The 22,647-nt window shown below is 53.4% G+C and carries 24 protein-coding genes and 1 riboswitch; of the genes, 17 read left to right on the top strand and 7 right to left on the bottom strand.

Features of this window, described 5'->3' with window-relative positions; all coding sequences use genetic code 11:
* Nucleotides 1–8 precede the first annotated feature (8 nt).
* Nucleotides 9–1,463, top strand: a complete 1,455-nt coding sequence (locus tag EDF82_RS01685) for a UbiD family decarboxylase (protein WP_123753897.1) — start codon at nt 9–11, stop codon at nt 1,461–1,463.
* A 98-nt stretch (nt 1,464–1,561) separates the two neighbouring features.
* On the opposite strand, the gene EDF82_RS01680 is transcribed toward EDF82_RS01685, so the two are convergent.
* Nucleotides 1,562–2,650 (bottom strand): YncE family protein, encoded by a 1,089-nt coding sequence (locus EDF82_RS01680; RefSeq protein WP_123753896.1) that lies wholly within the window; start codon nt 2,648–2,650, stop codon nt 1,562–1,564.
* A gap of 566 nt (nt 2,651–3,216) precedes the next feature.
* Here EDF82_RS01680 and fhuE point away from each other — a divergent pair.
* From fhuE to EDF82_RS01660, 4 genes are all read left to right on the top strand, one after another.
* Nucleotides 3,217–5,421, top strand: coding sequence for a ferric-rhodotorulic acid/ferric-coprogen receptor FhuE (gene fhuE / locus EDF82_RS01675; protein ID WP_123753895.1), 2,205 nt, complete (start codon nt 3,217–3,219; stop codon nt 5,419–5,421).
* Nucleotides 5,422–5,525: 104 nt separating this feature from the next.
* A complete protein-coding gene (locus EDF82_RS01670) occupies nt 5,526–6,044 on the top strand; it encodes a GNAT family N-acetyltransferase (protein WP_227540090.1) in 519 nt (172 codons plus the stop codon).
* A 174-nt stretch (nt 6,045–6,218) separates the two neighbouring features.
* The gene (locus EDF82_RS01665; RefSeq protein ID WP_123753894.1) at nt 6,219–6,620 is read left to right on the top strand and encodes a VOC family protein; all 402 of its coding nucleotides are present in this window, start codon (nt 6,219–6,221) and stop codon (nt 6,618–6,620) included.
* An 82-nt stretch (nt 6,621–6,702) separates the two neighbouring features.
* Nucleotides 6,703–7,080 carry a RidA family protein gene (locus EDF82_RS01660; protein ID WP_123753893.1) on the top strand — a complete coding sequence of 126 codons (378 nt, stop codon included), beginning with the start codon at nt 6,703–6,705 and terminating at the stop codon, nt 7,078–7,080.
* Nucleotides 7,081–7,120: 40 nt separating this feature from the next.
* On the opposite strand, the gene EDF82_RS01655 is transcribed toward EDF82_RS01660, so the two are convergent.
* Nucleotides 7,121–8,041 (bottom strand): AraC family transcriptional regulator, encoded by a 921-nt coding sequence (locus EDF82_RS01655; RefSeq protein ID WP_123753892.1) that lies wholly within the window; start codon nt 8,039–8,041, stop codon nt 7,121–7,123.
* Between the two features lie 105 nt (nt 8,042–8,146).
* Between EDF82_RS01655 and EDF82_RS01650 the strand changes: the two genes are divergently transcribed.
* Nucleotides 8,147–8,992: an oxidoreductase gene (locus EDF82_RS01650; RefSeq protein WP_123753891.1), complete on the top strand. Its 846-nt coding sequence runs from the start codon at nt 8,147–8,149 to the stop codon at nt 8,990–8,992.
* 58 nt (nt 8,993–9,050) lie between these two features.
* Here EDF82_RS01650 and EDF82_RS01645 read toward each other — a convergent pair whose 3' ends face one another.
* Complete coding sequence (locus tag EDF82_RS01645; RefSeq protein WP_123753890.1) at nt 9,051–9,776, bottom strand: type 1 glutamine amidotransferase; 726 nt, start codon at nt 9,774–9,776, stop codon at nt 9,051–9,053.
* A 117-nt stretch (nt 9,777–9,893) separates the two neighbouring features.
* Between EDF82_RS01645 and EDF82_RS01640 the strand changes: the two genes are divergently transcribed.
* The 8 genes from EDF82_RS01640 (at nt 9,894) to arsC (ending at nt 16,605) form a co-directional block, all read left to right on the top strand.
* On the top strand, nt 9,894–10,691 hold the full coding sequence (locus EDF82_RS01640) for a helix-turn-helix transcriptional regulator (RefSeq protein ID WP_123753889.1): 798 nt from the start codon (nt 9,894–9,896) through the stop codon (nt 10,689–10,691).
* Nucleotides 10,688–11,140, top strand: a complete 453-nt coding sequence (locus tag EDF82_RS01635; protein ID WP_123753888.1) for an NUDIX domain-containing protein — start codon at nt 10,688–10,690, stop codon at nt 11,138–11,140. The genes EDF82_RS01640 and EDF82_RS01635 overlap by 4 nt, the downstream gene beginning before the upstream one ends.
* A 246-nt stretch (nt 11,141–11,386) precedes the next feature.
* A complete protein-coding gene (locus EDF82_RS01630; RefSeq protein ID WP_123753887.1) occupies nt 11,387–12,391 on the top strand; it encodes an Abi family protein in 1,005 nt (334 codons plus the stop codon).
* 274 nt (nt 12,392–12,665) lie between these two features.
* The gene (locus EDF82_RS01625; protein ID WP_123755440.1) at nt 12,666–13,406 is read left to right on the top strand and encodes an SDR family oxidoreductase; all 741 of its coding nucleotides are present in this window, start codon (nt 12,666–12,668) and stop codon (nt 13,404–13,406) included.
* A gap of 52 nt (nt 13,407–13,458) precedes the next feature.
* Complete coding sequence (locus tag EDF82_RS01620; RefSeq protein WP_123753886.1) at nt 13,459–14,307, top strand: aminoglycoside phosphotransferase family protein; 849 nt, start codon at nt 13,459–13,461, stop codon at nt 14,305–14,307.
* Nucleotides 14,308–14,512: 205 nt separating this feature from the next.
* Nucleotides 14,513–14,833 (top strand): metalloregulator ArsR/SmtB family transcription factor, encoded by a 321-nt coding sequence (locus EDF82_RS01615; protein WP_123753885.1) that lies wholly within the window; start codon nt 14,513–14,515, stop codon nt 14,831–14,833.
* A 44-nt stretch (nt 14,834–14,877) separates the two neighbouring features.
* Nucleotides 14,878–16,170 (top strand): arsenic transporter, encoded by a 1,293-nt coding sequence (locus tag EDF82_RS01610; protein ID WP_123753884.1) that lies wholly within the window; start codon nt 14,878–14,880, stop codon nt 16,168–16,170.
* Between the two features lie 9 nt (nt 16,171–16,179).
* Complete coding sequence (gene arsC / locus EDF82_RS01605) at nt 16,180–16,605, top strand: glutaredoxin-dependent arsenate reductase (RefSeq protein ID WP_123753883.1); 426 nt, start codon at nt 16,180–16,182, stop codon at nt 16,603–16,605.
* Between the two features lie 31 nt (nt 16,606–16,636).
* Here arsC and EDF82_RS01600 read toward each other — a convergent pair whose 3' ends face one another.
* The gene (locus EDF82_RS01600; RefSeq protein ID WP_123753882.1) at nt 16,637–17,542 is read right to left on the bottom strand and encodes a DHHA2 domain-containing protein; all 906 of its coding nucleotides are present in this window, start codon (nt 17,540–17,542) and stop codon (nt 16,637–16,639) included.
* A 78-nt stretch (nt 17,543–17,620) separates the two neighbouring features.
* Nucleotides 17,621–17,689: riboswitch (Fluoride riboswitch) on the bottom strand.
* 438 nt (nt 17,690–18,127) lie between these two features.
* Here EDF82_RS01600 and EDF82_RS01595 point away from each other — a divergent pair.
* Together EDF82_RS01595 and EDF82_RS01590 are read left to right on the top strand one after the other, a co-directional pair.
* Nucleotides 18,128–18,385 (top strand): YjhX family toxin, encoded by a 258-nt coding sequence (locus EDF82_RS01595; RefSeq protein WP_123753881.1) that lies wholly within the window; start codon nt 18,128–18,130, stop codon nt 18,383–18,385.
* 10 nt (nt 18,386–18,395) lie between these two features.
* Nucleotides 18,396–19,142: a cyclopropane-fatty-acyl-phospholipid synthase family protein gene (locus tag EDF82_RS01590; protein ID WP_123753880.1), complete on the top strand. Its 747-nt coding sequence runs from the start codon at nt 18,396–18,398 to the stop codon at nt 19,140–19,142.
* Nucleotides 19,143–19,211: 69 nt separating this feature from the next.
* Here the strand turns inward: EDF82_RS01590 and EDF82_RS01585 are convergent, their stop codons facing one another.
* The 3 genes from EDF82_RS01585 to EDF82_RS01575 form a co-directional block, all read right to left on the bottom strand.
* Entirely contained in the window at nt 19,212–19,736 is a 525-nt protein-coding gene (locus tag EDF82_RS01585) for an anti-virulence regulator CigR family protein (protein ID WP_123753879.1), read from the bottom strand.
* 141 nt (nt 19,737–19,877) lie between these two features.
* A complete protein-coding gene (locus EDF82_RS01580; RefSeq protein ID WP_123753878.1) occupies nt 19,878–20,795 on the bottom strand; it encodes a M14 family metallocarboxypeptidase in 918 nt (305 codons plus the stop codon).
* A gap of 19 nt (nt 20,796–20,814) precedes the next feature.
* Nucleotides 20,815–21,684 (bottom strand): DMT family transporter, encoded by an 870-nt coding sequence (locus EDF82_RS01575; protein ID WP_123753877.1) that lies wholly within the window; start codon nt 21,682–21,684, stop codon nt 20,815–20,817.
* A gap of 99 nt (nt 21,685–21,783) precedes the next feature.
* Between EDF82_RS01575 and EDF82_RS01570 the strand changes: the two genes are divergently transcribed.
* Nucleotides 21,784–22,638: a LysR family transcriptional regulator gene (locus EDF82_RS01570; protein ID WP_123753876.1), complete on the top strand. Its 855-nt coding sequence runs from the start codon at nt 21,784–21,786 to the stop codon at nt 22,636–22,638.
* Nucleotides 22,639–22,647 lie beyond the last annotated feature (9 nt).

The raw sequence follows: 22,647 nt of genomic DNA, 5'->3' as shown, positions 1-22,647 counted from the left end.
AGTGCCGCATGAAGTATTATGATGATTTAAGAAGTTTTATTGATGCGCTTGATGACATGGGCGACATCATGCATGTCACCCGCGAAGTTGACGGCGATTTCGAACCCAGTGCCATCACCCGCCGCAGTTATGAAATCCAGTCTCCGGCGCCCCTGTTCCATAAGGTGGCGGGCGTTGCTCCCGGTTTTCGCCTGTTTGGCGCCCCGGCCAGTCTCTCCTCACGTGCCGATATGCCTTATGCCCGCGTCGCCATGTCTTTGGGGCTGGCTCCGGGATCCAGCGGACCACAAATTATTGAGGCGCTCTCGGCGGCACGCAGCCAGCCCGGCATTCCGCCCGTGCGGGTTGATTCTGCTGCCGCGCCTTGCCAGCAAAACATCTTGCGCGGAGATGATGCCACGCTGGACAGCTTCCCCATCCCCTTTGCCCATGATAAAGACGGCGGCCGCTATGCCAACACCTGGGGCACGCTGATTGTTAAATCGCTGGACGGCAAGTGGATTAACTGGTCGATCGCGCGGGTGATGAAGGTTGACGGCAAGCGCATGGTGGGGTTGATTGTGCCCAGCCAGCATATCGGGCAGATCTGGACCGAGTGGGTAAACGCTGGCAAACCAATGCCGTATGCGCTGGTTCAGGGGCCTGCTCCGGCCATCTCCTGCGTCTCGGGCATTCCGATCCCGGCGCATGCTGACGAAGCCGATTATATCGGCACGCTGGCTGGCGCACCGGTTCCCGTCGTGAAAGCCGTCAGTATTGATCTGGACGTGCCTGCCACGGCGGAAATTGTTATCGAAGGGCATGTCTCCATCCACCGGGATTGTCAGGAAGGCCCATATGGTGAATATGGCGGTTATCTGGGCGAAGGATCATCGGCGCAGCCAACCTTCCACGTGGAGACCATCACCCATAGGGACGATCCCATCTGGCCAATGTCCATTACCGGCCGCCCGACGGATGAGTCTCATACCCTGTGGGCGATGGGTCTTGCCGCTGACGCGTTAACACATCTGCGTGACGCCGGGCTACCGATCAAAACCGCCTGGATCCCGGAAGACTCCACGGTGCACTGGCTGCTGGTGGTGGTACCGCAGGACTGGCATGAACGCTTGCCTGGGGTCACCAGTCACGAACTGTCCCAGCGTATCGGCGACGTGCTGTTCCGTACCGACGCGATGGTCTTTATTCCAAAAGTCTACGTGGTGGACGATGATTTCGACCCCACCAACCTCCGGGAAGTGGTATGGGCGCTCTCAACCCGCGTCCACCCGGTTGGGCGCCGCGTGGTGTTCGATGATCAACGCGTCATTCGTCTGCCACAGTGCTATGAAGAACAAGAGTATGTCGCAGGTAAAGGGGCCAAAGTGGTGTTCGATACACTCCAGGCCACCCGACATCTGCATGCGTCATTTGAGCAAGGTTATCCCGAAGACGTTCGCCGGCGAGTGCTGGAAAACTGGTAATGTCGACTGAATCAACGACCCCTGAGGTAAAACCAGGGGTACGACCGCAGTTTTAGCGCAAGCAGCGCAATTCAATGCGCTGCTACGCTCAGCAGCGCTTACTTAAGTGCAATGCGCGCCACGCTATCTTTGCCCTGTGTGGAGCTATCTTCATTAAATGCCTGCTTCAGCGAGACATACAGCGTTTGACCATCCGCCGAGACCAGCAGGCTGTTCGGATTGGTGTCGAAGGACCAGCTGTTTTTCACGGCATAAGTGGTAGCATCAAGCTGCAGCACTTTCTTCGACTCGCGCTGAGATATATAGATCTCATTACGTTTACTGTTGAACTTAATACCCAGCGCATCGCCCGGAAGACGTTTGATTACTTTGCCAGTGTGTTCGTCGAAGACCAGAGTGGCCTTGCCTTTAGAGTCGTCGGTGACGAACAGGCGACCTGTAGACGGATCTTCCGCCATATTCAGGAACAGATATTCCTTTCCATCACCTGCCGTCCAGCGCCGTTCAATTTTGTAGGTCCGTGGGTTAATGACCAAAATTTCACCCGCACCATTAGCGGCATAAACGCGTTCGGTTACCGGGGAGTAAATCAAGCCCGTTACCCATTTACCGGCATTCTTGATGGTCGTTTTCAAGGTGAACGTTTTGGTATCCACCACCGAGATAAATCCAGGATCGGCTACGCGACCCACGAATAATTCGTCTCCCTGCAACAGCATTTCACGTGCACCTGGCACATCGCCATCTTTGTCTTTCTTGCCGCCCAGCATCAGGCGTTTCTGCACCTTGCCGCTCTGCGCATCAACTTGCGACACGCCGCCGTCCAGCGAATTGGTGGTGTAGAAGACGCGACCGTCGTCTGTCATCGCCATACCAAAGTTTTTCAGATCGGTGTGGGTTTCAGCCTGAGTCTCCAGAGTCACGGGGTCGAGGCGGTAAATCATACCGCCATTGACGTTTTTAAAGCCCTGAGCACTGGCGACATACAACGCCTTCTCCGCAGGAGAATAAGCCAGTTCATACAGGCCATCCCCCAGTACACGCTGAGTCAACTGCGTATTGACTGGCTTCACTACGCCGGCAGGCACTTCTGCTTTTTTGGCCGGTGCCTGGCAAGCCGTCAGGCTAATGGCGGCGATGATCGCAGCGGCAAGGGGAACCTGACGCGGGCTGAAAAACAATTTCATTCTTAACTCCATCGATGGAAAAAGGGATCCCGGTAGGTGGCTGCCTTAACCGGAGGACCGAAGAGAGAATGAGAATAATACGCATTAACCAAAATGACGCAAATGTGCGGAAAACCACAGATTCCTGTGCCCTGCCAATTCACAGCATAAACACGTTTTTTAAGCTGAAAACGGCCAAATTTGGCAATGAATTCACGGCGATAAAAGTCTGAACATCGACAACCAACGTGTCGATTTCACTGCTATATATTGATTTACAGTAATTTACATAACTGGTTACACAATTAAATGAGACATTTTTAGTTTTTTTAAAGCAAATGATTATCATTGGCTTTCTCAACAAGTGCGGTTCTTAGCATTAAATGCCGCAGCATCGTGCGTAATACAAAAATATTTGGGCACATGCCGTCGCTGTGACATCCCCCCGCAAAACTTGCGTGAGAAATCGCGCCGCTACGAAACCGCTCTGCGCTGATGCGTTCATTGGGTTGGCCAGACGAGAACGCGTAGCGCTGCACTTAAAAATAAGAATTGACACAACAACACTCTTTTTGGCGGGAAATACTATGTTTTTGGATCGCAGAGAAATCTGTGCGGGTTCGGCCGAGCCACGCCTGCGTAAAACCTTCACCATCTCATTTCTGACCATGGCGATACACGCCTTCCTCAACCCGGCCCTGGCGGCAGAGGAAACGCAAACGCCGGAAGTCATGGTCGTGAATGCCAATGCTGATAGCGACGCCACGGCAGCTCAGGACAAGACCGATTACCAGGTGAAAACCACACGTGCAGGGACAAAACTACTGCTGACACCGCGCGATGTTCCGCAGTCCGTCAGCGTGATCACTCAGCAACGTATGCAGGATCAGCAACTGCAGACGGTCAATGACGTTCTCAATAACACCACGGGCATCACCAGTAATGCGATTGACAGTGAGCGAACCTACTACTTCTCGCGTGGATTTCAACTGAGCAACTTTACCTTTGACGGTATTCCTACCACGGTGGGTGATGCCTGGAACTATGGCGATGCGGCTTCAGACACGGCAATTTATGACCGTATCGAGGTGGTTCGTGGCGCCACGGGCCTGATGACCGGAGCGGGTAGCCCGGCAGCCTCCGTCAATATGGTGCGTAAGCATGCTGACAGCAAAGCGTTTACCAGTTCATTCAGCGCCAGTTACGGCAGCTGGAATAAACAGCGTTATGTCGCCGATGTGTCCACCCCATTAAATGCATCAGGATCGGTGCGCGGCCGCGTCATTGCCGGTTACCAGAATCAGGACAGCTGGCTGGATCGGTATAGTAAAAACACCAAATTCTTCTATGGCGTGGTGGATGCGGATATTACCGATAACACCACGTTATCGCTTGGCTACGATTATCAGGATGCCGATACCAACGATCCCACCTGGGGTGGCAACCCGGTGTTCTACAGCAATGGCGCCCTGACCCATTACTCGCGCAGCCTGAATTCAGCCGCCGACTGGACCTACTATCATACAACCGCGCGCAAAGTGTATGCCGACCTGACACATAACTTTGATAACGGCTGGACGTTCCGCCTGAACGGTACCCATGCTGAAAACACCTTCAGCGATAAGCTACTTTATGTGGGCTATTTGTCATACCCGGATCAGGACACCGGCGAAGGTGCCGATGGTTTTGGCAGCATGGACCGGGGCAAGCGTGAACTGACCTCCGTGGATGGTTACGCCAGCGGTCCGTTTGAGCTGTTCGGGCGTGAGCATCAGTTGATGGCGGGTATGAGCTACAGCCGCCAGCATAATGTGACCAACAGTAGCAACGGCATCACGGATGAAGATGCCGGTGATATTGCCACCAGCGATATCGGCATCTTCAACAATCACTGGAATGGCAATATTGCCGAACCAACATGGGGTGACTGGTATCAGAACGCGGATGACGTAGTGCGCCAGAAATCGGCCTACACCGCGGTGCGTTTCTCCCTGAGCGACCCGCTGTCGCTCATTGTCGGTGCGCGTTATACCAGGTACAGCACCGATGGGACGAGCGGCAATATGGAAAAAAACAACATCACTCCCTACGCTGGCGCGGTGTATGACATCAATGACACCTGGTCTGCTTATGCCAGCTACACCTCTATCTTCCAACCGCAGACCTATCGCGACAGCAGTGGAAAATATCTGGCCCCTGTCACGGGGAAAAGCTATGAAACTGGTCTGAAATCGGCCTGGTTTGACGGCCGCCTCACCGCAACCGTGGCGGTCTTCCGCATAGAACAAAATAATGTTGGTCAGGCCGTTGATGGCAGTTTTGTCAATAACAGCAGCGAGCAGGCTTACGCGCCAACCAAAGGGGCCCGCAGCAAAGGAGCCGAGTTTGAGCTGAACGGTGCACTCACCGATAACCTGCAAATGACCTTTGGCGCGACCCGCTATGTCGCACGTGATTCGGAGGGTCGCTATAACCCGGATCAGCCTCAGACCGACCTGAAATTGTTTACCCGTTATCGCCTGCCGATGCTCCAGGCGCTGACCATTGGCGGGGGAATCAACTGGCGAAACCGTGTGTTTGAGGATGTTACCGCCCCCGATGGCAGCACCCAGCGGGTTTACCAGGGCAGTTATCCACTGGCTAGCCTGTTTGCCCAATATCAGGTTAATAAACAGGTCTCGGTACAGGCTAACGTGAATAACCTGTTTGACCGGACGTACTACACCTATATGAGTGGCTATGTCTACGGTGAGCCGCGTAATGTTTCAGTGACCGTTGCGTATCAATTCTGATAAAAGAAACCTGCAGCGAGGAGTCGTTTGAACAGCGAGTGTTTGCTCCTCGCGCATAGCAGTATTGAAACTAAAAAAGAAAAATGGAGAACGGATTTTTGGACATGACGATAAGTGCTGCGAAGCCTGAACATTTTTCTTCACTCCGCGCCATTGAATTAGCGGCGTTTGAAACACTTCGTGAAGCAGGTGCGGTAACGGGTCAGGCTGTCGCAAATAGCCTAAAGGAATTTCATGATTTCAGCCGAGATGGCCTGCTGCTTGCAGCCTTTGCGGCTGATTTAACCCCTGTAGGGTTCGTTGCTGGTAATTATGAAAACATATGGATGCACATTGCTGAAATTGATGTGCATCCTGACTGGCAGCGTCGCGGAACAGGCAGATTATTAATGCAAGCGATCCTGGTTCATGGGCAGCAACGCGGCCTGGCCGGCGCCACACTCACGACAGATAATATGGCCGCCTTTAATGCCAAATTTTACGCAGCGTTAGGTTTTGAGATTGTGGAAGGACAATCGTGTCCGCCGCACCTGATGATCCAGAAAGCAAAGGAAGTTAAAATGGGTTTCAATCCGGCACGGCGCGTAGCGATGCGTTTGAACTTCAAGGCCATGACAGAGTAATAACCATGACAAGTTCCGCTTCTCGCCCAGTGCAGACCCGCCGCCCTGCCCGCACTCTCCCACATCCCAAAAATGGACGTCGATTCTGTAAACCATTCCAGGCGGTGAAACCGTTTTGTTTATGCTAAAAAGGATCTTCCAGACATTTATGTTGACCACTTCACGGAGCAGGAAATGAGAACGCAGAAGCGATGCATGGGGTATGTGGCCGTCGTGGTTGATGACTACGATCGCGCCATTGAGTATTACACCAACAAGCTGGGCTTTACCCTCGTTGAGGATACGCCGCAACCAGGGAAGCGCTGGGTGGTGGTGACCCCGAATCCGCAAAGCGATTGCAACCTGCTTTTGGCCCGCGCCTCCAACGACAGGCAGGAAAGCTTCATCGGCAATCAGTGCGGCGGACGGGTATTTCTGTTCCTGCAAACCGATGATTTCTGGCGCGACTACAACGCCATGAAAGCAAAAGGGGTTACGTTTTGCGAGGAGCCACGCGAAGAGGAGTACGGCACGGTGGTTGTATTTGAAGACATCTTTGGCAACCGCTGGGATCTGTACCAAAACAAGCAAAGCTAAAGCGCCAACCCCTTTCACTCATCACCAGACCTGCAATGTATTCGAGGATTGATTTCTGTTCAGCCCCATTAAGGAACCCATAATGAATAAGGTGATTCGCAAAAATTATCCTGAATTAGGTGAGGTAAAAGCCCCCTACATTCACTCAGTGAGACATGGCGACACGCTGTATATTTCAGGGCTAACCGCATTTGGCACGCCCGCACAGCAATCAGGTATCGCTGAACAGGCAGAGGAAATATTCAGTCAGATTCGGAAAATCGTCAGCGCCGAGGGAGCTGATTTCTCGTCCCTGATTAAAGTGACCATTTTCATTACCTCTTTTGAAGAGATCAACGCGCTGCGCGAGGTGCTCTACCGACATTACGGCGATCACTTGCCTGCCAGTTCGCTGGTGGAAATCAGCCGCCTCTTTTCACCCGACCTCAAGATTGAGATCGAAACGGTATTTGCCCTCTGATTCATGGCTGATCAGCCTTATAGCCTGATGGGCCCGGCGCTTAATGCGATGAAATAAATACCGACGCTTGCTGGGCTGGCGGAACGGCGAAATGACGCTGCATGCGTTTTATCTCCTCCGCCGGCGGCAGGCCAAATAAGCGTTTAAACTCGCGATTAAATTGAGACGGGCTTTCATAACCGACGGCGTAACTGGCGGCGCTGGCGGTGATCTGCTGGCGCACCATCAGCATCCGCGCCTGGTGCAGGCGGACCGACTTCACATACTGCATCGGCGGCATCCGGGTTATCGCTTTGAAATGGCTATGGAACGTCGGCACACTCATGCCGGCTTCCATCGCCAGCTGCGTCAACGTTAACGGCTCAGCGTAGAGGGCATGGATGTGCTGTAGCACTTTACCGATTTTGCCGAACTGCCCCTGCAAGGCCAGCGCGGCACGCATCGCATTGCCCTGCTCGCCCGTCAGGACGCGGAAATAGAGTTCGCGCACCCGCGCAGGACCGAGGATCGCTGCCTCAAGCGGGTTGTTCAGAACTTCAAGCAAGCGCAGCACCGCCGTTTTTACCGCGTCGTCCATCGGGCTCGACATCATGCTTTGCGGCACAGCAGGAGGCTGCGGGGCGCCATGCTGCTCAATTTGCAACATCAGTTCAGCGGCAAGCTGAAAATTCAGATGCATATAGATCGCCAGCAACGGGTGTTCCGCCGAAGCGTCGGTTTCCATCACAAACGGCACCGGTACCGAAACCGCCAGGTAGTGCTGCTCATCATATAGATAGGTCTGCTGGCCGAAATAGCCGCGTTTGCTGCCCTGGCAGACAATCACGATCCCCGGATCGTACAGCACGGGGGTTCTGGCAAGCGGCCGGTCGGCGCGCAAGATCCGCACATCAGGCAACGCCGTCAGGTTGTACCCCTCCTGCACGGCCAGTGCTTTCATCAAGGTCATCATCCCGGACATCACAGCACCTCATAAAATCAGGCAATAAAAAGAGAAGATTTGGCCTCAAAATACGGCAATATAGAGAATACCATGCAACCTTCACTGTTCATGGGAGTTCTTTTTATGCCATCTGTCAAAACGATTTTAATCACCGGTGTCAGCAGCGGCTTTGGCCAGGCGCTGGCGCAGGAAGCACTCGCCGCGGGACATCAGGTCATCGGGACCGTGCGTAACCACAACGCAAAGCAGGCTTTCGAAGCGCTCGATGCGCATCGGGCTTTTGGCCGCTTACTGGATGTTACGGATGCTGAGCGAATTGCGGAGGTGGTCGCTGAAGTTGAGTCGACCATCGGTCCGGTTGATGTGCTGGTGAACAATGCCGGTTACGGCCATGAAGGCATCATGGAAGAATCCACGCTCGCAGAGATGCGCCAGCAGTTTGAAGTGAATGTGTTTGGCGCAGTCGCAATGATCAAAGCCGTATTACCGGGCATGCGCCAGCGCCGTCGCGGCCATATTATTAATATCACCTCGATGGGCAGTTTTATTACCCTGCCCGGCATCAGCTACTACTGCGGCAGCAAATTTGCGCTGGAAGGCATATCGGAAACGTTAAGCAAAGAGCTGGCCCCGTTCAATATCCACGTGACCGCCGTGGCGCCCGGCTCGTTTCGCACCGACTGGGCCGGGCGCTCAATGGTACGCAGCGCTCGCAGCATCCCGGACTACGATGCCCTGTTCGAACCCATTCGGCAGGCGCGGATGGAAAAAAGCGGCAAGCAGTTGGGCGATCCCGTGAAGGCCGCCCGCGCCATGCTGGCGATCATTGAGAGCCACAACCCACCCACACATTTATTGTTAGGCAGCGATGCATTGAGTTTAGTGCGGCAAAAACTCGCGGCGTTAGAGAAAGAAATTGAGCAATGGGAAACACTGACACGTTCAACGGATAGCGATTCTCAGGCTTAAGCAGAGAGTACTTGAGATAGCCCATTATGCCCGGTAATTCGCATCACCGGGCATAACGTCATTCTTGAACTGCTTTGTAATGTGCTTCCAGCTTATCCAGGAATCCAAAAAGCACCTGATTCATTTCATTGTAATCATGCGCCCGGAGTTCTTCAGGAGTATTAACGAAACGGTATTTTGCGGCACCGCTCAGCTCTTGTTCAGAATTGGCGATCAGCAGTTCAACAACGTCCAATGTAAGCTCCATGTGGCACTGAAAACCAAAGACACGCTCTGAGTATGAAACGATCTGGCGCGGACAACCTTCGCTATAAGCGATAATTTTTGCTTCCGGTGTCAGACCGGGCATGTCGTTATGCCAGTGACCGACTTCAAGCGTTTTCGTAAAATGAGAGAACATCGCATCCTTGCTGCCGTCTTCAGTCAGTGTGATCGGGAATTTACCAATCTCTTTTTCAGGGCTGTGAGCGAATGGCGCACCCAACGCTTCACCGATGAGCTGTGAGCCGAGGCAGATACCGATCACGGCCTTACCCGTTTGAATTGCAGCAACAATCAACGCCTGTTCACCTTTGGAATCAAAGTGCGGGCATGCTTTCAGGGTAGTCACTGGATCTTGCGGACCGCCCATGACGATAAGGAAATCGATGCCCTCGGCGTCTGCTGGCAGCACCTCACCTGCGTACACACGTGAGTACGTCACATCATGACCTTGCTTTCTTGCCCATGTTTCATAAGCCCCTGGAGCTTCGAAACTTTCATGTACGATAAAGTGGACTCGCATTAGGATATGTTCCTGTAATCTCTATGATAATTTGAATTAAAAATCACTCATTCATCCATTAAGGCTATACTGCGGGTGATTCCAACTTCGATCATAATTGCAGGGGCTAAATCTGAAATGCCAGGTAGTATAGATAAGGCGCCAAGACATGATGCAGCAACAGGTTGGTCAAGCACAGCGATAAGCTATCAACGTGGAGAGGCGGATCCTCCACATCATCATGTTGAGGGACAGCTACTGTTTGCCACCAGAGGTGTTATGCTGGTTGAAACAGAGAATGACCGCTGGGTAATACCTCCTCAGCGTGCATTATGGCTACCGCCTCTTCAAATCCATAGCTATCACCTGCTTTCACAAACCGACCTACGGACCATCTATTTCAGCAGCAGCCTCATCGAAGAATGCTCGAACTTTATGAAGAGTAATCAGGTGCATGTGATTACAGCTACGGCACTGGTGAAAGAGCTGATAGCCGGGCTATTCAGTGAGGACTACAACAGACCGAGTCAACGGAAAATGGCGCTGTTGCTTCTGGAAATTCTCAGCGAGGCTCCCCCCTTAACGACAGAGCTTCCAATGCCGCATGATGAGAGATTATTCAGTGCCGCAAGAGAGTTACTGGTTAATCAGCGCTGGGACGCATCGCTGAGTGAGCTTGCTTATATCGCGGCTGTGTCTGAACGTACATTTTCACGATTATTTATTAAAGATACTGGCTTTAGTTACAGAGCCTGGAAGCAGAGAGCCAGAATTTGTGCCTCGTTAGATCTTCTGGCGAATGGCATCCCAATTAAACAGGTTGCTTACCAGCTGGGTTTCTCATGTCCAGCCGCATTTACTGCTGCTTTTCGCTCCATTTTAGATGCAACGCCGCGCGATTTTACTCACCCAGTTACCCTAAAGAGAGAACCATGAGCAACAATCAAGATATTTGCATTGCAGCTGCCATTCTTACTGACGAATCCGGGCGTTGTCTGCTGGTCAGGAAGCGTGGCACGACCCACTTTATTCAGCCAGGCGGTAAAATGGAACCGAATGAATCCCCCGTCGCAGCCCTAACGAGAGAGCTGCAAGAGGAGCTGAATCTTAACCTGATGGGCCAGGACTTTAGCTACGTTGGGCGTTTCACGGACAAGGCGATAAACGAGCCAGGACGCGTCGTTATTGCTGAAATTTATCACAGCGTCCTGACTGCCAGCGATATTCAGCCAGCGGCGGAGATAGAAGAAGTTATCTGGTATCCCACTGACGGTTCGAAATCTCTGTTACTGGCCCCCCTGACAGAAAATCATCTGATGCCTCTGGTGGCAATGCTGCACCAGAATTATTCAGAATCTCTTAGGGAAGGTAACAGAGGCAGTTAATCAGCAATCCATGTTCATTCAAACTGAATGTGAAGGTCCGTTCTTCGTGCATGGCGGACCTTTAGCTGAGTTAGATCGTCCGCTCCGTGCCAGGAGCAGACATTCAACCGATGCAACAACTTCTGGTGAAGATGCTGGCTATAGAAACAACAAAAGCGCCAAAAGGCGCTTTTGTTGTCGGGCAAACACACTACTAAATTCATGTATCTGACCGCATTCTGCATATGTATTATGTAAGTACAGGGAATAACATACGCGTTCATTACGGTAAACTGTACCAGTAGAGGGGGGACTTCGCAACTACACAACAATCTCGCAATTGAAGCCTACATATCTAAGGCTCGACTTAAATCGTACGTTGCTCTAACAAACAATGCCACTCTTGGAGAGTGCATCGGAGCCTATGTCTGGAACAAACGCGTAGGCGCTGCACTTTTTCCCCTCTTGCAATGCCTTGAGGTAACCTTGAGAAACGGCATTCATAATGCAGCCTCTTCCCACTTTAACAACCCTGCTTGGTTTGATCCTTTAACGAAGCTGGCTGGACATGATTATTTTAACTCCTTCATGACTCAATACCCTCATTTGTCAAATAATTTCTATCGAAAAGGCATAAGCAGCGGAAGCCGTCAGAACAAAAAGGTATGGACATCACGGCATGAAAGCATGCTGAAACAAGCAAAAGAAAAGTTGAGCAGTGGTCATAAGCCTCAGCATGCAGATGCAATTGTTGCAGAACTGATGCTTGGCTTTTGGGTTGGCATGTTTGAGAAAAACTATCATGATCTCAATACATCTGATCGATTATGGCCACATTTAGAACCGATGGTTTTTCCAAATTTATTGCCATCAGAGCGCCGACATGGAGGTGTTCATAATAAATTATTACCTATCAAAGAGTTGAGAAATAGAGTTGCACACCATGAACCTATCTGGAAACACGCTTCTGTAGGAAATAGTGTCGCCGCAATCAAAATGCTGACAGCAATAATCGATGATATAGTCTTCTTCATTAATGGAATTAGTCGTGAGCGCGCAGAAATGTTGCATGAATCTGGCATCGAAGGCATGGCTCGAGCAATTTGTCGTAAAGAATCGCTTGATTTTTACCTTACCGGACGGATTTCTAAGGAAATATCGTTAAGACGTTTAAAAAGGGATTTACTCCGCCATATTGAGGGAAAAAGCCTTTTCCCATTTTCATTCAGTAACGCGGGCAAAGAAACGGTCATTCTCAACTTCAATATTTAAACTGATATCATGGATTGTCAGACTAAATTATAGATATGTTGTTTTAGCATTGGGGCTTTAAAAGTTTCCCGCATAACCATATTATTTACATCTAGACTACATATGGCAATCCAACTTCCATTCCTCGCTCAAAGCAGATCTTCACAGCGGTCAGTTAAATGCCAGACTCAGACATAGAAAACAGTAATGGCACTGTTGCGTGATGAAACAGATGACGACCGATAGCTATCTTCGTAAGGTAAGTGATGATTCGAAAGACACCGACGGGGTAATCATGAGCAGATTTCAGGGTAAACGCATACTTATCACGGGCGGTACCAGCGGCATGGGATTCGCAGGTGCGCAGCGTATTGTCAGTGAGGGCGGTCATGTGGCCATCACTGGGCTAAATGAAGAACGGCTTGAACATGCCCGCAGCCTGCTACCTGAGACATCACTTATCCTCAAAAGTGATGCTGCCAGCGAAGCGGATATCAATAAGCTGCAAACAGAGATCAGCCGTTGGGGCTCGCTTGACGGGCTATGGCTTAATGCCGGCTTTGCGGAGGTCGGTTCTCCGGAATCGGTGACGGCTGATGCTTTCAACAACATGATGAATACTAACGTCCGTGGTCCCATGCTGCAGCTGGCCGCGCTCTCCGGCTCACTCAATTCAGGAGCATCTGTTCTTGTAACCTCATCTTCTTCGGTTTATGAAGGTGCCGCAATGACAGGCCTCTATGCAGCAACTAAAGGCGCCGTTGTCGCAATGGTTAAAAGCTGGGCCGCAGCGCTGGCCGTACGCGGTATTCGAGCCAATACCCTGGTCCCCGGCCCGATTGAAACGAACTTCAGACATTTTATGCCGGAAGAATCACGCCAGCAGTTTGAGGATTTTGTTGTCAGCCAGGTCCCTCTTGGCAGGGCAGGAACAGCTGAAGAAGCCGCTGCTGTTGCACTCTTTCTGCTTTCTGATGATGCATCCTACGTAACCGGCAGCCAGTACGCCGTAGATGGCGGGCTTGTGCATTACTAGAGAGCCACCTTCCCCGGCCACAATACGTTTTTAGAGACGACAGGGATATTTTATGACCATCCAGGAAGCAATAACGAATAACGGTGAGCTCGCATACTGGCTGGAGCGCTGGAAGCTCATCCCGGATGGCCCGCCGCTTGCCACGCATACATCCCAGCTTCTCCCGGTAAAAATGGCTGCTGATGGCTTGAAGGCCATGCTCAAAATCACCCACGATGAGTCTGAACGGCTCGGCTGTGCGCTGATGGCGTGGTGGGAAGGGAATGGCGCAGCCCGGGTTATTCATCATGAAAAGGGCGCGATTCTTTTGCAACGCGCAACGGGTTCCGCCTCGCTGTCCATGATGTCCAGAGACGGCCACGACGCCGAAGCCTGCCGCATAATGTGTCGGACCGCCAATCAGCTACATCGCCCCCGCAAGAAACCGTTACCACAGCTTGAGTCTCTTCATGACTGGTTTCGCCCGCTCAAACCAGCGGCGCGAACACACGGTGGAATCCTGACCCGAAGTGCCGACATCGCGGACGCGTTGCTAGCAACCTCGCAGGATGAAGTCGTTTTACATGGTGATTTACATCATGAAAATGCTCTCGATTTTGGCCCGTCGGGCTGGCTGGCGATTGATCCAAAAGGGATTAAAGGTGAGCGCGGATTTGATTACGCCAACATTTTCACCAACCCTGACCTGAGCAATCCGCTTCCGCGAACGGCCGTGGTGCCCGACATATTTAAACAGCGGCTGGAGATCGTCAGCGAGATGGCGGAGTTAGACAGAGAACGACTGCTGATGTGGATAATCGCGTGGTGTGGGCTTTCTGCAACATGGTCACTCGATATTAACGCCCCCATTTCAATTCAATGCCACGTCGCAGAGCTGGCTCTTGTTGAGCTGGACCGGTAAACCTCGCCCCACTGTGAATTCACCGCCCATCGCGAGCCCGCCAGGCGACATTGCGCCAAAGGGGCGTAAAAACGCCTCGTGCGTGTCCTTTCGCTCGCTGTAGCAGCCTGCCCGATATTCACCCTACCCTTTCAACCAAAAGGTGATTTCAAACTCATCATATATGATTTACCATATGTGAATACTAAAGGGAGCGGAGTGAGAAATGCTACAACCTGTTCAGCTTTTCAAAATTCTGGCCGATGAAACACGTCTGGCTATTATCATGCTTCTCCGGGAATCCGGAGAGCTTTGTGTCTGCGACATCTGCGCGGTCACTGCCGAGTCACAACCCAAAATATCGCGACACATGGCGATTCTTCGTGAGTCCGGGCTGGTGCTCGACCGTCGGGAAGGTAAATGGATCCACTATCGCCTGTCCCCCCATATGCCGGCATGGGCCGCGGAGGTGATCGCAACCGCCTGGCAATGCCTGCGGGAAGATGTGCGCGAGCGGTTGGCAACATCGGCCTGTAGCTCCTGCTAAGCAGGTTAATCACATACACATAATCATATATACTGGAGCCCGACATGTTTTTGGCCGCAAGCCTCTTTTTACTGACTCTGGTGCTGGTTATCTGGCAGCCCAGAGGCCTCAGTATCGGCTGGAGTGCAAGTATTGGAGCCGCGCTGGCGTTGGCCACCGGGGTCATCCAGGTTGGGGATATCCCCGTCGTCTGGAATATCGTCTGGAACGCGACGGCGGCATTTATCGCGGTGATCATTATCAGCCTGCTGCTTGATGAGTCCGGTTTCTTCGAATGGGCCGCGCTGCACGTCGCCCGCTGGGGAAACGGACGAGGCCGGCTGTTGTTTACCTGGATAGTGCTGCTCGGTGCTGCCGTTGCTGCGCTGTTTGCCAATGACGGTGCGGCGTTGATCCTGACGCCGATTGTCATCGCCATGCTGCTCGCGCTGGGATTCAGCACCGGGACCACGCTGGCCTTTGTTATCGCGGCGGGCTTTATCGCAGACACCGCCAGTTTGCCACTGATTGTCTCTAACCTCGTGAATATCGTCTCGGCAGATTTCTTCAATCTGGGCTTCACCCGGTATGCCTCCGTGATGGTCCCGGTGAACCTGGCCGCCATTGCCGCCACGCTGATCATGCTGCATCTGTTCTTTCGCAAGGATATCCCTGCAACGTATGACGTTACGCTGCTGAAAACGCCGGCCAGTGCGATCAAGGATCCGGCAACGTTCAGGGCGGGCTGGGTAGTCCTGTTATTCCTGTTGGTGGGCTTCTTTATTCTGGAACCGCTGGGGATCCCCGTCAGCGCGATAGCCGCCACCGGCGCGGCGGTGCTTATGGCGGTGGCGAAGAAAGGCCATGTTATTAATACCGGGAAAGTCCTGCGCGGTGCGCCCTGGCAGATCGTGGTTTTCTCGCTGGGCATGTACCTGGTGGTGTATGGACTTCGCAATGCCGGGCTGACGGAGCATCTGTCCTGGGTGCTGAACCATCTGGCCGACAAGGGGTTATGGGCCGCAACGTTTGGCACCGGTTTTCTCACCGCGCTGATGTCGTCGGTGATGAACAATATGCCGACGGTTCTGATTGGCGCACTGTCGATTGACGGCAGCACGGCGACGGGGGTCATCAAAGACGCGATGATTTTTGCCAATATCGTCGGCTGCGATTTAGGCCCGAAAATTACCCCGATTGGCAGCCTGGCCACCCTGCTGTGGCTGCATGTGCTGGCACAGAAAAATATGACTATCACCTGGGGATATTACTTCCGCACCGGCATCATCATGACCCTGCCGGTGCTGTTTGTTACCCTGGCCGCGCTGGCCTGGCGGCTCTCTGTCACTTTGTCGTGAGATACTGAAATGAGCAACATTATTATCTATCACAACCCGGCCTGCGGTACCTCGCGTAACACGTTGGCATTAATCCGCAACAGCGGCGTGGAGCCGGAAGTGATCCTGTACCTTGAAACGCCGCCGACACGCAACGAGTTGGTTACGCTGATTGCCGATATGGGTATCACCGCACGGGAGCTGCTGCGTAAGAATGTCGAGCCTTATGAACAGCTGGGACTTGATGAAGATACGTTTTCCGAAGCGCAGCTGATCGATTTTATGCTTCAGCACCCGATACTGATGAATCGCCCTGTGGTTGTCACTCCCCTTGGCACCCGCCTTTGCCGTCCCTCGGAAAGGGTGCTGGATATTCTTCCCGAAGGCCAGCAAGGCGCGTTTGCCAAAGAGGATGGCGAAGCCGTGGTGGACCACACGGGGAAGCGGGTTAAATGAACGCTCCAGCAGTCCGCACCACATAGGCTACTCACTGACTCCGGCGTTGGCTGAGGAAGTGGTCAAGCCACGGCAGCAGCTGCTTCTTCCGGCTGACCATGCCCGGTTGGTCACATGAACCCACGTTGTTTCCCTCCGGCCCGGCAAAATAGAGTGTGGAGCTGCATTCACGGATATCGGTCACCATCAGGACGATCAGCCCGGCGCCGGTGGTTACCGCCATCTGCGCCATCGCGCTTTGCAGCTCTGCCAGTAAAGGAGCGACCTGCTCGGGTGACCCCACCTCCAGTTGCGCAATCCGCACATCGGTACCGGCGAGCGAAAACGCCTTGAGGTCCTTATTGAGTAACTGCCCGGCAGACTGTCCGCTGATATCGGTTTTGGCAGCCAGCAGCTGGTGAACAAACGACTCACGCGCTACTCCCGCCAGGGCGCAAAGCTCAGTGGCGATACGGATGTCATCTTCGGTGGTCGTGGGTGAGCGCAGATTGACGGTGTCGCTGAGCAACGCGCCAAGCAGCAGGATCGCGTGCGCCGGGCGTATCGTGCGGCGCATCTCTGGATCCATCAGCAGCCAGAGTACCGTTGCGCTGCTCCCAACCGGTTTAACCCACACTTCCGGCGGCAGCTGCGTGACCAGCCCGCCCAGGCGGTGATGGTCGATAACGCCGATGATATTGCTCTGCTGAAGGTCTGCAGGCCCCTGCGCCGGTTCGGTAAAATCCACCAGCCATACCGGTTCATCAATCAGGGGAATATCAAGGAGCGGTGGCAGGGCCAGCCCGGCCGCGTCAAAAATAAAGCGCGTTTCAGGGTTCGCCTCTCCGGGCCGCCACGCCCGGGCCGGACGACCGCAGCGGTTCAGCCAGTCCGCCGTCACGGTGGCAGTGCAGATAGCATCGCTGTCTGGGTTTAGGTGACCAAATACATTAATCAATGGTGTATCCCCGCTTAAGGGAAGTACACAGGCCGGAAAGGATTTTCAACGGCCTGACATACCTCCTGGAAATCAAGAGTCATATCAGGCGTCATCAGCCCCGAACGGGGCGGTTGGGAAAGGTGGAACGCCATCACCTTGCAGGCAAGTATAGGTCAGAAAAACCGGCCTGTCAGCCGCCATGTTGGCTGATAACCCCCGGTTTATCGCTATTTTTTAAGCGTCAGAACCACCAGTACACGCAGGTCTTATAAGGTAAGTTCACCCACGACGAGGTAAAGCAACTTGTTGGCAAAGACCATATCGCAAGAGTCAGTATGGGCCGGGGGTTGATGATGTCGCAGTTGTTGAACCAGGTCACATTTTTCCCCTCCCGAATACACTGGTAAAAACTGTGTGTTACTATTCATCGCGTAAATATCTTTCAACTCAACCCGAGGCTTTGATGCTGGAGAATGTCATCATCTGATAATCAGCTCCCCCGACCTTTTCAGGCCGGACTGATTATCACTGCGCTGAAATCGAATGCGGACACCGCTGTGTGTTTGCACGTTTTGCACATGATGATGAAACAGGTTTTCCAGTATGAATTTATCCCGTCAGGAACAACGTACCTTACACGTACTCGCCAAAGGTGGACGTATTACGCACGTCCGCGATGTATCTGGCCGCGTCACTTCCGTTGAATGCTACAGCCGCGAAGGGCTGCTGCTCTCCGACTGCACGCTCGCTGTCTTCAAAAAACTCAGAACCAAAAAGCTGATTAAGTCCGTGAATGGTCAGCCCTACCGCATCAATACCACCGGATTGAGCCAGGTTCGCGCTCAGCCCGATAACCGTTAAGGAGAGGATAATGGATATCCCACGTATTTTTACCGTTAGCGAAAGTGAACACCGGATCCATAACCCGTTCACACCAGAAAAGTACGCCACGCTGGGCCGCGTGTTACGCATACCGCCGGATGCACGCATTCTCGATCTCGGCAGCGGCTCGGGCGAGATGCTCTGCACCTGGGCGCGCGATCATGGTATTCACGGCGTCGGCATCGACCTGAGCCCCCTCTTCACCGCCCAGGCGAAGCAGCGCGCGGAGGAACTTGGCGTCAGCGGACAGGTGCATTTTATCCATCACGACGCCGCCGGTTACGTTGCTGATGAGAAATGTGATGTGGCGGCCTGCATCGGCGCGACCTGGATTGCTAACGGCGTCGCCGGGACCATTGAACTGCTGTCAAAGAGCCTCAAGCCCGGCGGGATCCTGCTTATCGGCGAGCCTTACTGGCGACAGATCCCCGCGACAAATGCGATCGCCAAAGCCTGTGGCGTCAGCACCGTGGCCGATTTCCTGCCCCTTCCCGACCTTGTCGCCACGTTTGACGAGCAGGGTTATGACCTGGTGGAGATGGTGCTGGCAGATCAGGAGGGCTGGGACCGATACGAAGCAGCTAAATGGCTCACGATGCGCCGCTGGCTGGAGCAACATCCAGAAGATGACTTTGCACCGGAGGTGCGTACGACGTTAACGACCGCGCCGGAGCGTCATGTCCGCTGGACGAGGGAGTATTTCGGCTGGGGTGTTTTTGCCTTAATGCAGCGGTAATCTCAGATGGCGTGATAGTGCTCAACAACTAAGCCCCGCAACCGCGGGGCTTATCGTAATGCGGCTGGTTTAATCGAAAACACCGTTGATGATTGAGGTCACAATGGCGGTGCTCAACGCAATCAGCACCAGGTCATCGCCAACGGCGCGCCATTCGTAACCCGGATAATAAGGCAAATCGTTGATCATCGACGCTGGTAAGGTTTTTTTGGCAATTCCCGGAGGTAACGGCTTACCGCGTACCAGATTTTTTGCAATACCCGGCGGCAGCGTTTTATATCCGACGAGGCCGTAATTCACCGCAAGCGAACGCGCGCGGGTGAAGCTGATATCGGAGTCAACGTGGTCCGGTTTGCCATAGTTTTTACGGCTACCGTGATCGGCATTCGACTTGCCCTTCTCCTGGCCGTTACTGGCATTGTTACCATTATTGCCCTTGTTACCATTATTGCCGTGATTACCGCTGTTGCCACTATTACCGTGCCCATTGCCGTTGCCGTTGCCGTTGCCTGGGTTTGCATAAACCGGCGCGGCCAGCACGGCGAGGGAGATCATAGCCGCAAGCGCGGTTTTGAGGGTTCGACGCTTTAGCATTCTGTTTATTCCGTGAGGTGAAGTACACGATGAGAATATAGGTTAAGGCAATACCCTTAACAATCTCATGCTTTCTGAATTTTAAACACGTCGCGGACATAGATAGCCGGGATAGCCTGGACAGGCTCCCGGCCAGTACATTCACTGTGATATCGCGAATTCGATAGCCCGGTGGAGCGTGACAACCTGCGCCCGGGTGCACTCCTGCGGCGTAGTCGATGCGCTGTCGGGATAGACTTCCGTGGTCGTGGTAAAGGGCGCGTTGGTCATGCTGGCGCATAAATGCCAGGCGCCGTTGTCATACTCAACCACCCCGTGAGTCACCACCGGATAACCCAGCATGCTGCCTTTCTGGTCTGCCGGGGCAATATGCGTCACCGCTTCCACAGCGGAGATAATTGCGCTCTGGAAGTCCAGCCTGGAGTTGCGCGTATCGCTGACCAGATAATAACCATCCGGCACGCATTCTGGCTCGTACTGTCGGCCATCTCTGGCGGCCAGCGCCGGGCTGAACTCACTTTCATCGCTGTCCGTCGTTTCATGCAAATCGACGTGCACCAGGATGCGTTCTGGTATCTGCGCGATAAATGCCATCAACGTTAACGACTCTTCCGCTTTACCTTCCGGGAAAAACTGCCGGTTGGGATCCACCGCATGGTAGTTCCAGCGGGCAACACGCTCGTACGCCCAGGGGCTGACACAGGGGATAACCAGCAGATTAACCGCGTCGGAATAGTCGTTCTGATAATGGGATAAAAATTCCAGCGCGCCCAGAACGCCGCTGGTTTCGTAACCGTGGACACCGCCGGTAATCAGCGCCACAGGCAGGCTGGGATCCCACGCTTTAGACCTGGCCGCCATTAACGGATAGTGGTCATCGCCATAATGTAGCTCGCCATACTGAACAAGATCGTAGCGGTCATTGAGCGAGTGCAGAACGTCAAGGACATCATTTTTATAGTATCTGACGCGGGTCTGGCGCTCTCGCCACAACTGCTTTTCAGTCTCGGACCAGGGCTGCCCTGGCGTACCGATGGGATAAAACGGTTCAGTTGTCATATTTCACTCTACAGAAGAATTAATTCGTTAAGCCGCGACGACGCGCCGGCAACCAGACGGATAATACCGACGCGCCAATAATTAACACCGCTCCCATCAGGGTTTGCCCGCCGGGTTGCTGATGCAAGAAAATCCAGGCCAGCAGCACAGCATACACCGGCTCCAGCACAATCATCATCGATACGGTACTCGCCTGCAGCGTGCGCAAGCCCCAGGTCAGCATCCAGTATGCCAGGCCAGTACACAGAATGCCCAGTAAACCAATGAAAACCAGATCGTGGCCGCTGCTGTGAACCAGGCCCGCGAGCCCGCCGGGAAGCGTCACCAGCGCGCAGCCCGCGCACTGCCACCAGGAGGACTGTATTGCCGATGCCCGAATGCGCAGGTAGCGATTAAATATAATCACCAGCGCATGGATAAACCCCGATCCTAGCGCCCAGAGTAGCCCCGTCAGGCTGCCGGCATTTTCAGTCCGCATCGGCGCAAGTATGTAGACGCCAGCAACGATCATCGTCACCAATAACATATCGAAAAGCGCCGGTTTCTTATGCGACAGCACCGCCTCAATCATAATGACAAAAGCGGGGAATGTCGCAAAACCGAGCGTGCCGATCGCCACGCCCCCGGCTTTAACGCCCATAAAAAAGCAAAACCAGTGGCCAGCCAGCAATGCGCCATTCAGCAGCAGCTTGCTTCTGTCGCGCCAGGGAATATATGTGCGCGACCTGTCGAACAGGCACAGCAACGCGCCGAGAAAAAGCAGTGCGAACGCCCCTCTTCCCAATACTACCGCCGTAATATCACTCTGGATTTGCTCCCCCATCAGCGCCGATAAACCGAACAAAACCGTACATGCCTGGATGGCGAGATAAGCTCTGACGTTGCCCATATTTCACCTCAATTAGCCGTAAGGCGAATTTACCCGGCAGAAGATTACCCGTAAAATGAATAATACACTGCATTAGCATTCGATAATCGGATAGGTGATATGACCGAACCCCATCTGGAAATTAGCTGGCTAAAGACCTTTATCACCGTGGCCCGCACAGGTTCGATGACGGAAGCCACCTCGTCGCTGTGCCGCTCTCAATCGGCAATCAGTATGCACATCAAAAAAATCGAGGAGACGCTGGGCCGCAAGGTGTTCAATCGCGAGGTCAGACGGCTTACCCTGACGCCCGCAGGTCAGGAGTTGTTGCTCCATGCCCAGCGCCTGCTGGGAGTTTACTCCGAAGCTATGCAGAGCCTGACGGGGTCGAACGTGCAGGGGAAAATCAGCCTCGGGATCCCCGATGACTACGCCGTGCGCTACCTGCCCCAGGTGCTGAAGGCCTTCGGGGAAAAATATCCGGCGATTGAGATATCGCTTTTCTGCGAGCCTTCCCTGACCCTCATTCCGAAAATCGAGTCCGGGATGCTGGATGTGGCGATTGTCACCCGGGATATCTCCGGGCGCGGCGAGCTGCTGTTCAGCGAACAGCTAGTATGGACGGGGATAAAAAGCACGCTCATCAAGGAGGATCACCCCTTGCCTGTTGCCGTTTATGAATATGGCAGCGAAGCGCGGAAAAAGGTACTGGCCGCGCTTGAACAGTTACCTTCGGGGTACCGAATCGCCTACAGCAGTCCCTATGTTGCTGGTCAGATTGCCGTTGTCGAAAGTGGAATGGCGGTCGCGGTACTGACGCGCTGCAGCGTCCCGCAGCATTTGCACATCATCCATTCGGAGAAACTCCCGGCGTTACCGTCGCTGGAGGTCGTCGTGATCTCCCGGGAAAATGCGGCCAGCGCAACGCTCAATCCGCTGCTGGTCAATGAGATAAAGCTTCAGCTGCAACGGTAAACGCGCCAG

The organism is Klebsiella sp. BIGb0399 (assembly GCF_003752615.1).
GTDB classification, from domain to species: Bacteria; Pseudomonadota; Gammaproteobacteria; order Enterobacterales; family Enterobacteriaceae; genus Klebsiella; species Klebsiella lignicola.
The sequence above is the reverse complement of the archived record's forward strand: the minus strand, read 5'-3'. Positions and strand labels throughout refer to the sequence as shown.

Coding starts and splice junctions, on each gene's coding strand:
- EDF82_RS01615 (WP_123753885.1), top strand. CDS start 14,513: ATGCTACAACCTGTTCAGCTTTTCAAAATTCTGGCCGATGAAACACGT.
- EDF82_RS01685 (WP_123753897.1), top strand. CDS start 9: ATGAAGTATTATGATGATTTAAGAAGTTTTATTGATGCGCTTGATGAC.
- EDF82_RS01645 (WP_123753890.1), bottom strand. CDS start 9,776: ATGCGAGTCCACTTTATCGTACATGAAAGTTTCGAAGCTCCAGGGGCT.
- EDF82_RS01655 (WP_123753892.1), bottom strand. CDS start 8,041: ATGTCCGGGATGATGACCTTGATGAAAGCACTGGCCGTGCAGGAGGGG.
- EDF82_RS01595 (WP_123753881.1), top strand. CDS start 18,128: ATGAATTTATCCCGTCAGGAACAACGTACCTTACACGTACTCGCCAAA.
- EDF82_RS01590 (WP_123753880.1), top strand. CDS start 18,396: ATGGATATCCCACGTATTTTTACCGTTAGCGAAAGTGAACACCGGATC.
- EDF82_RS01580 (WP_123753878.1), bottom strand. CDS start 20,795: ATGACAACTGAACCGTTTTATCCCATCGGTACGCCAGGGCAGCCCTGG.
- EDF82_RS01610 (WP_123753884.1), top strand. CDS start 14,878: ATGTTTTTGGCCGCAAGCCTCTTTTTACTGACTCTGGTGCTGGTTATC.
- EDF82_RS01670 (WP_227540090.1), top strand. CDS start 5,526: ATGACGATAAGTGCTGCGAAGCCTGAACATTTTTCTTCACTCCGCGCC.
- EDF82_RS01640 (WP_123753889.1), top strand. CDS start 9,894: ATGCCAGGTAGTATAGATAAGGCGCCAAGACATGATGCAGCAACAGGT.
- EDF82_RS01635 (WP_123753888.1), top strand. CDS start 10,688: ATGAGCAACAATCAAGATATTTGCATTGCAGCTGCCATTCTTACTGAC.
- EDF82_RS01665 (WP_123753894.1), top strand. CDS start 6,219: ATGAGAACGCAGAAGCGATGCATGGGGTATGTGGCCGTCGTGGTTGAT.
- EDF82_RS01650 (WP_123753891.1), top strand. CDS start 8,147: ATGCCATCTGTCAAAACGATTTTAATCACCGGTGTCAGCAGCGGCTTT.
- EDF82_RS01625 (WP_123755440.1), top strand. CDS start 12,666: ATGAGCAGATTTCAGGGTAAACGCATACTTATCACGGGCGGTACCAGC.
- EDF82_RS01680 (WP_123753896.1), bottom strand. CDS start 2,650: ATGAAATTGTTTTTCAGCCCGCGTCAGGTTCCCCTTGCCGCTGCGATC.
- EDF82_RS01570 (WP_123753876.1), top strand. CDS start 21,784: ATGACCGAACCCCATCTGGAAATTAGCTGGCTAAAGACCTTTATCACC.
- EDF82_RS01660 (WP_123753893.1), top strand. CDS start 6,703: ATGAATAAGGTGATTCGCAAAAATTATCCTGAATTAGGTGAGGTAAAA.
- EDF82_RS01620 (WP_123753886.1), top strand. CDS start 13,459: ATGACCATCCAGGAAGCAATAACGAATAACGGTGAGCTCGCATACTGG.
- arsC (WP_123753883.1), top strand. CDS start 16,180: ATGAGCAACATTATTATCTATCACAACCCGGCCTGCGGTACCTCGCGT.
- EDF82_RS01575 (WP_123753877.1), bottom strand. CDS start 21,684: ATGGGCAACGTCAGAGCTTATCTCGCCATCCAGGCATGTACGGTTTTG.
- fhuE (WP_123753895.1), top strand. CDS start 3,217: ATGTTTTTGGATCGCAGAGAAATCTGTGCGGGTTCGGCCGAGCCACGC.
- EDF82_RS01585 (WP_123753879.1), bottom strand. CDS start 19,736: ATGCTAAAGCGTCGAACCCTCAAAACCGCGCTTGCGGCTATGATCTCC.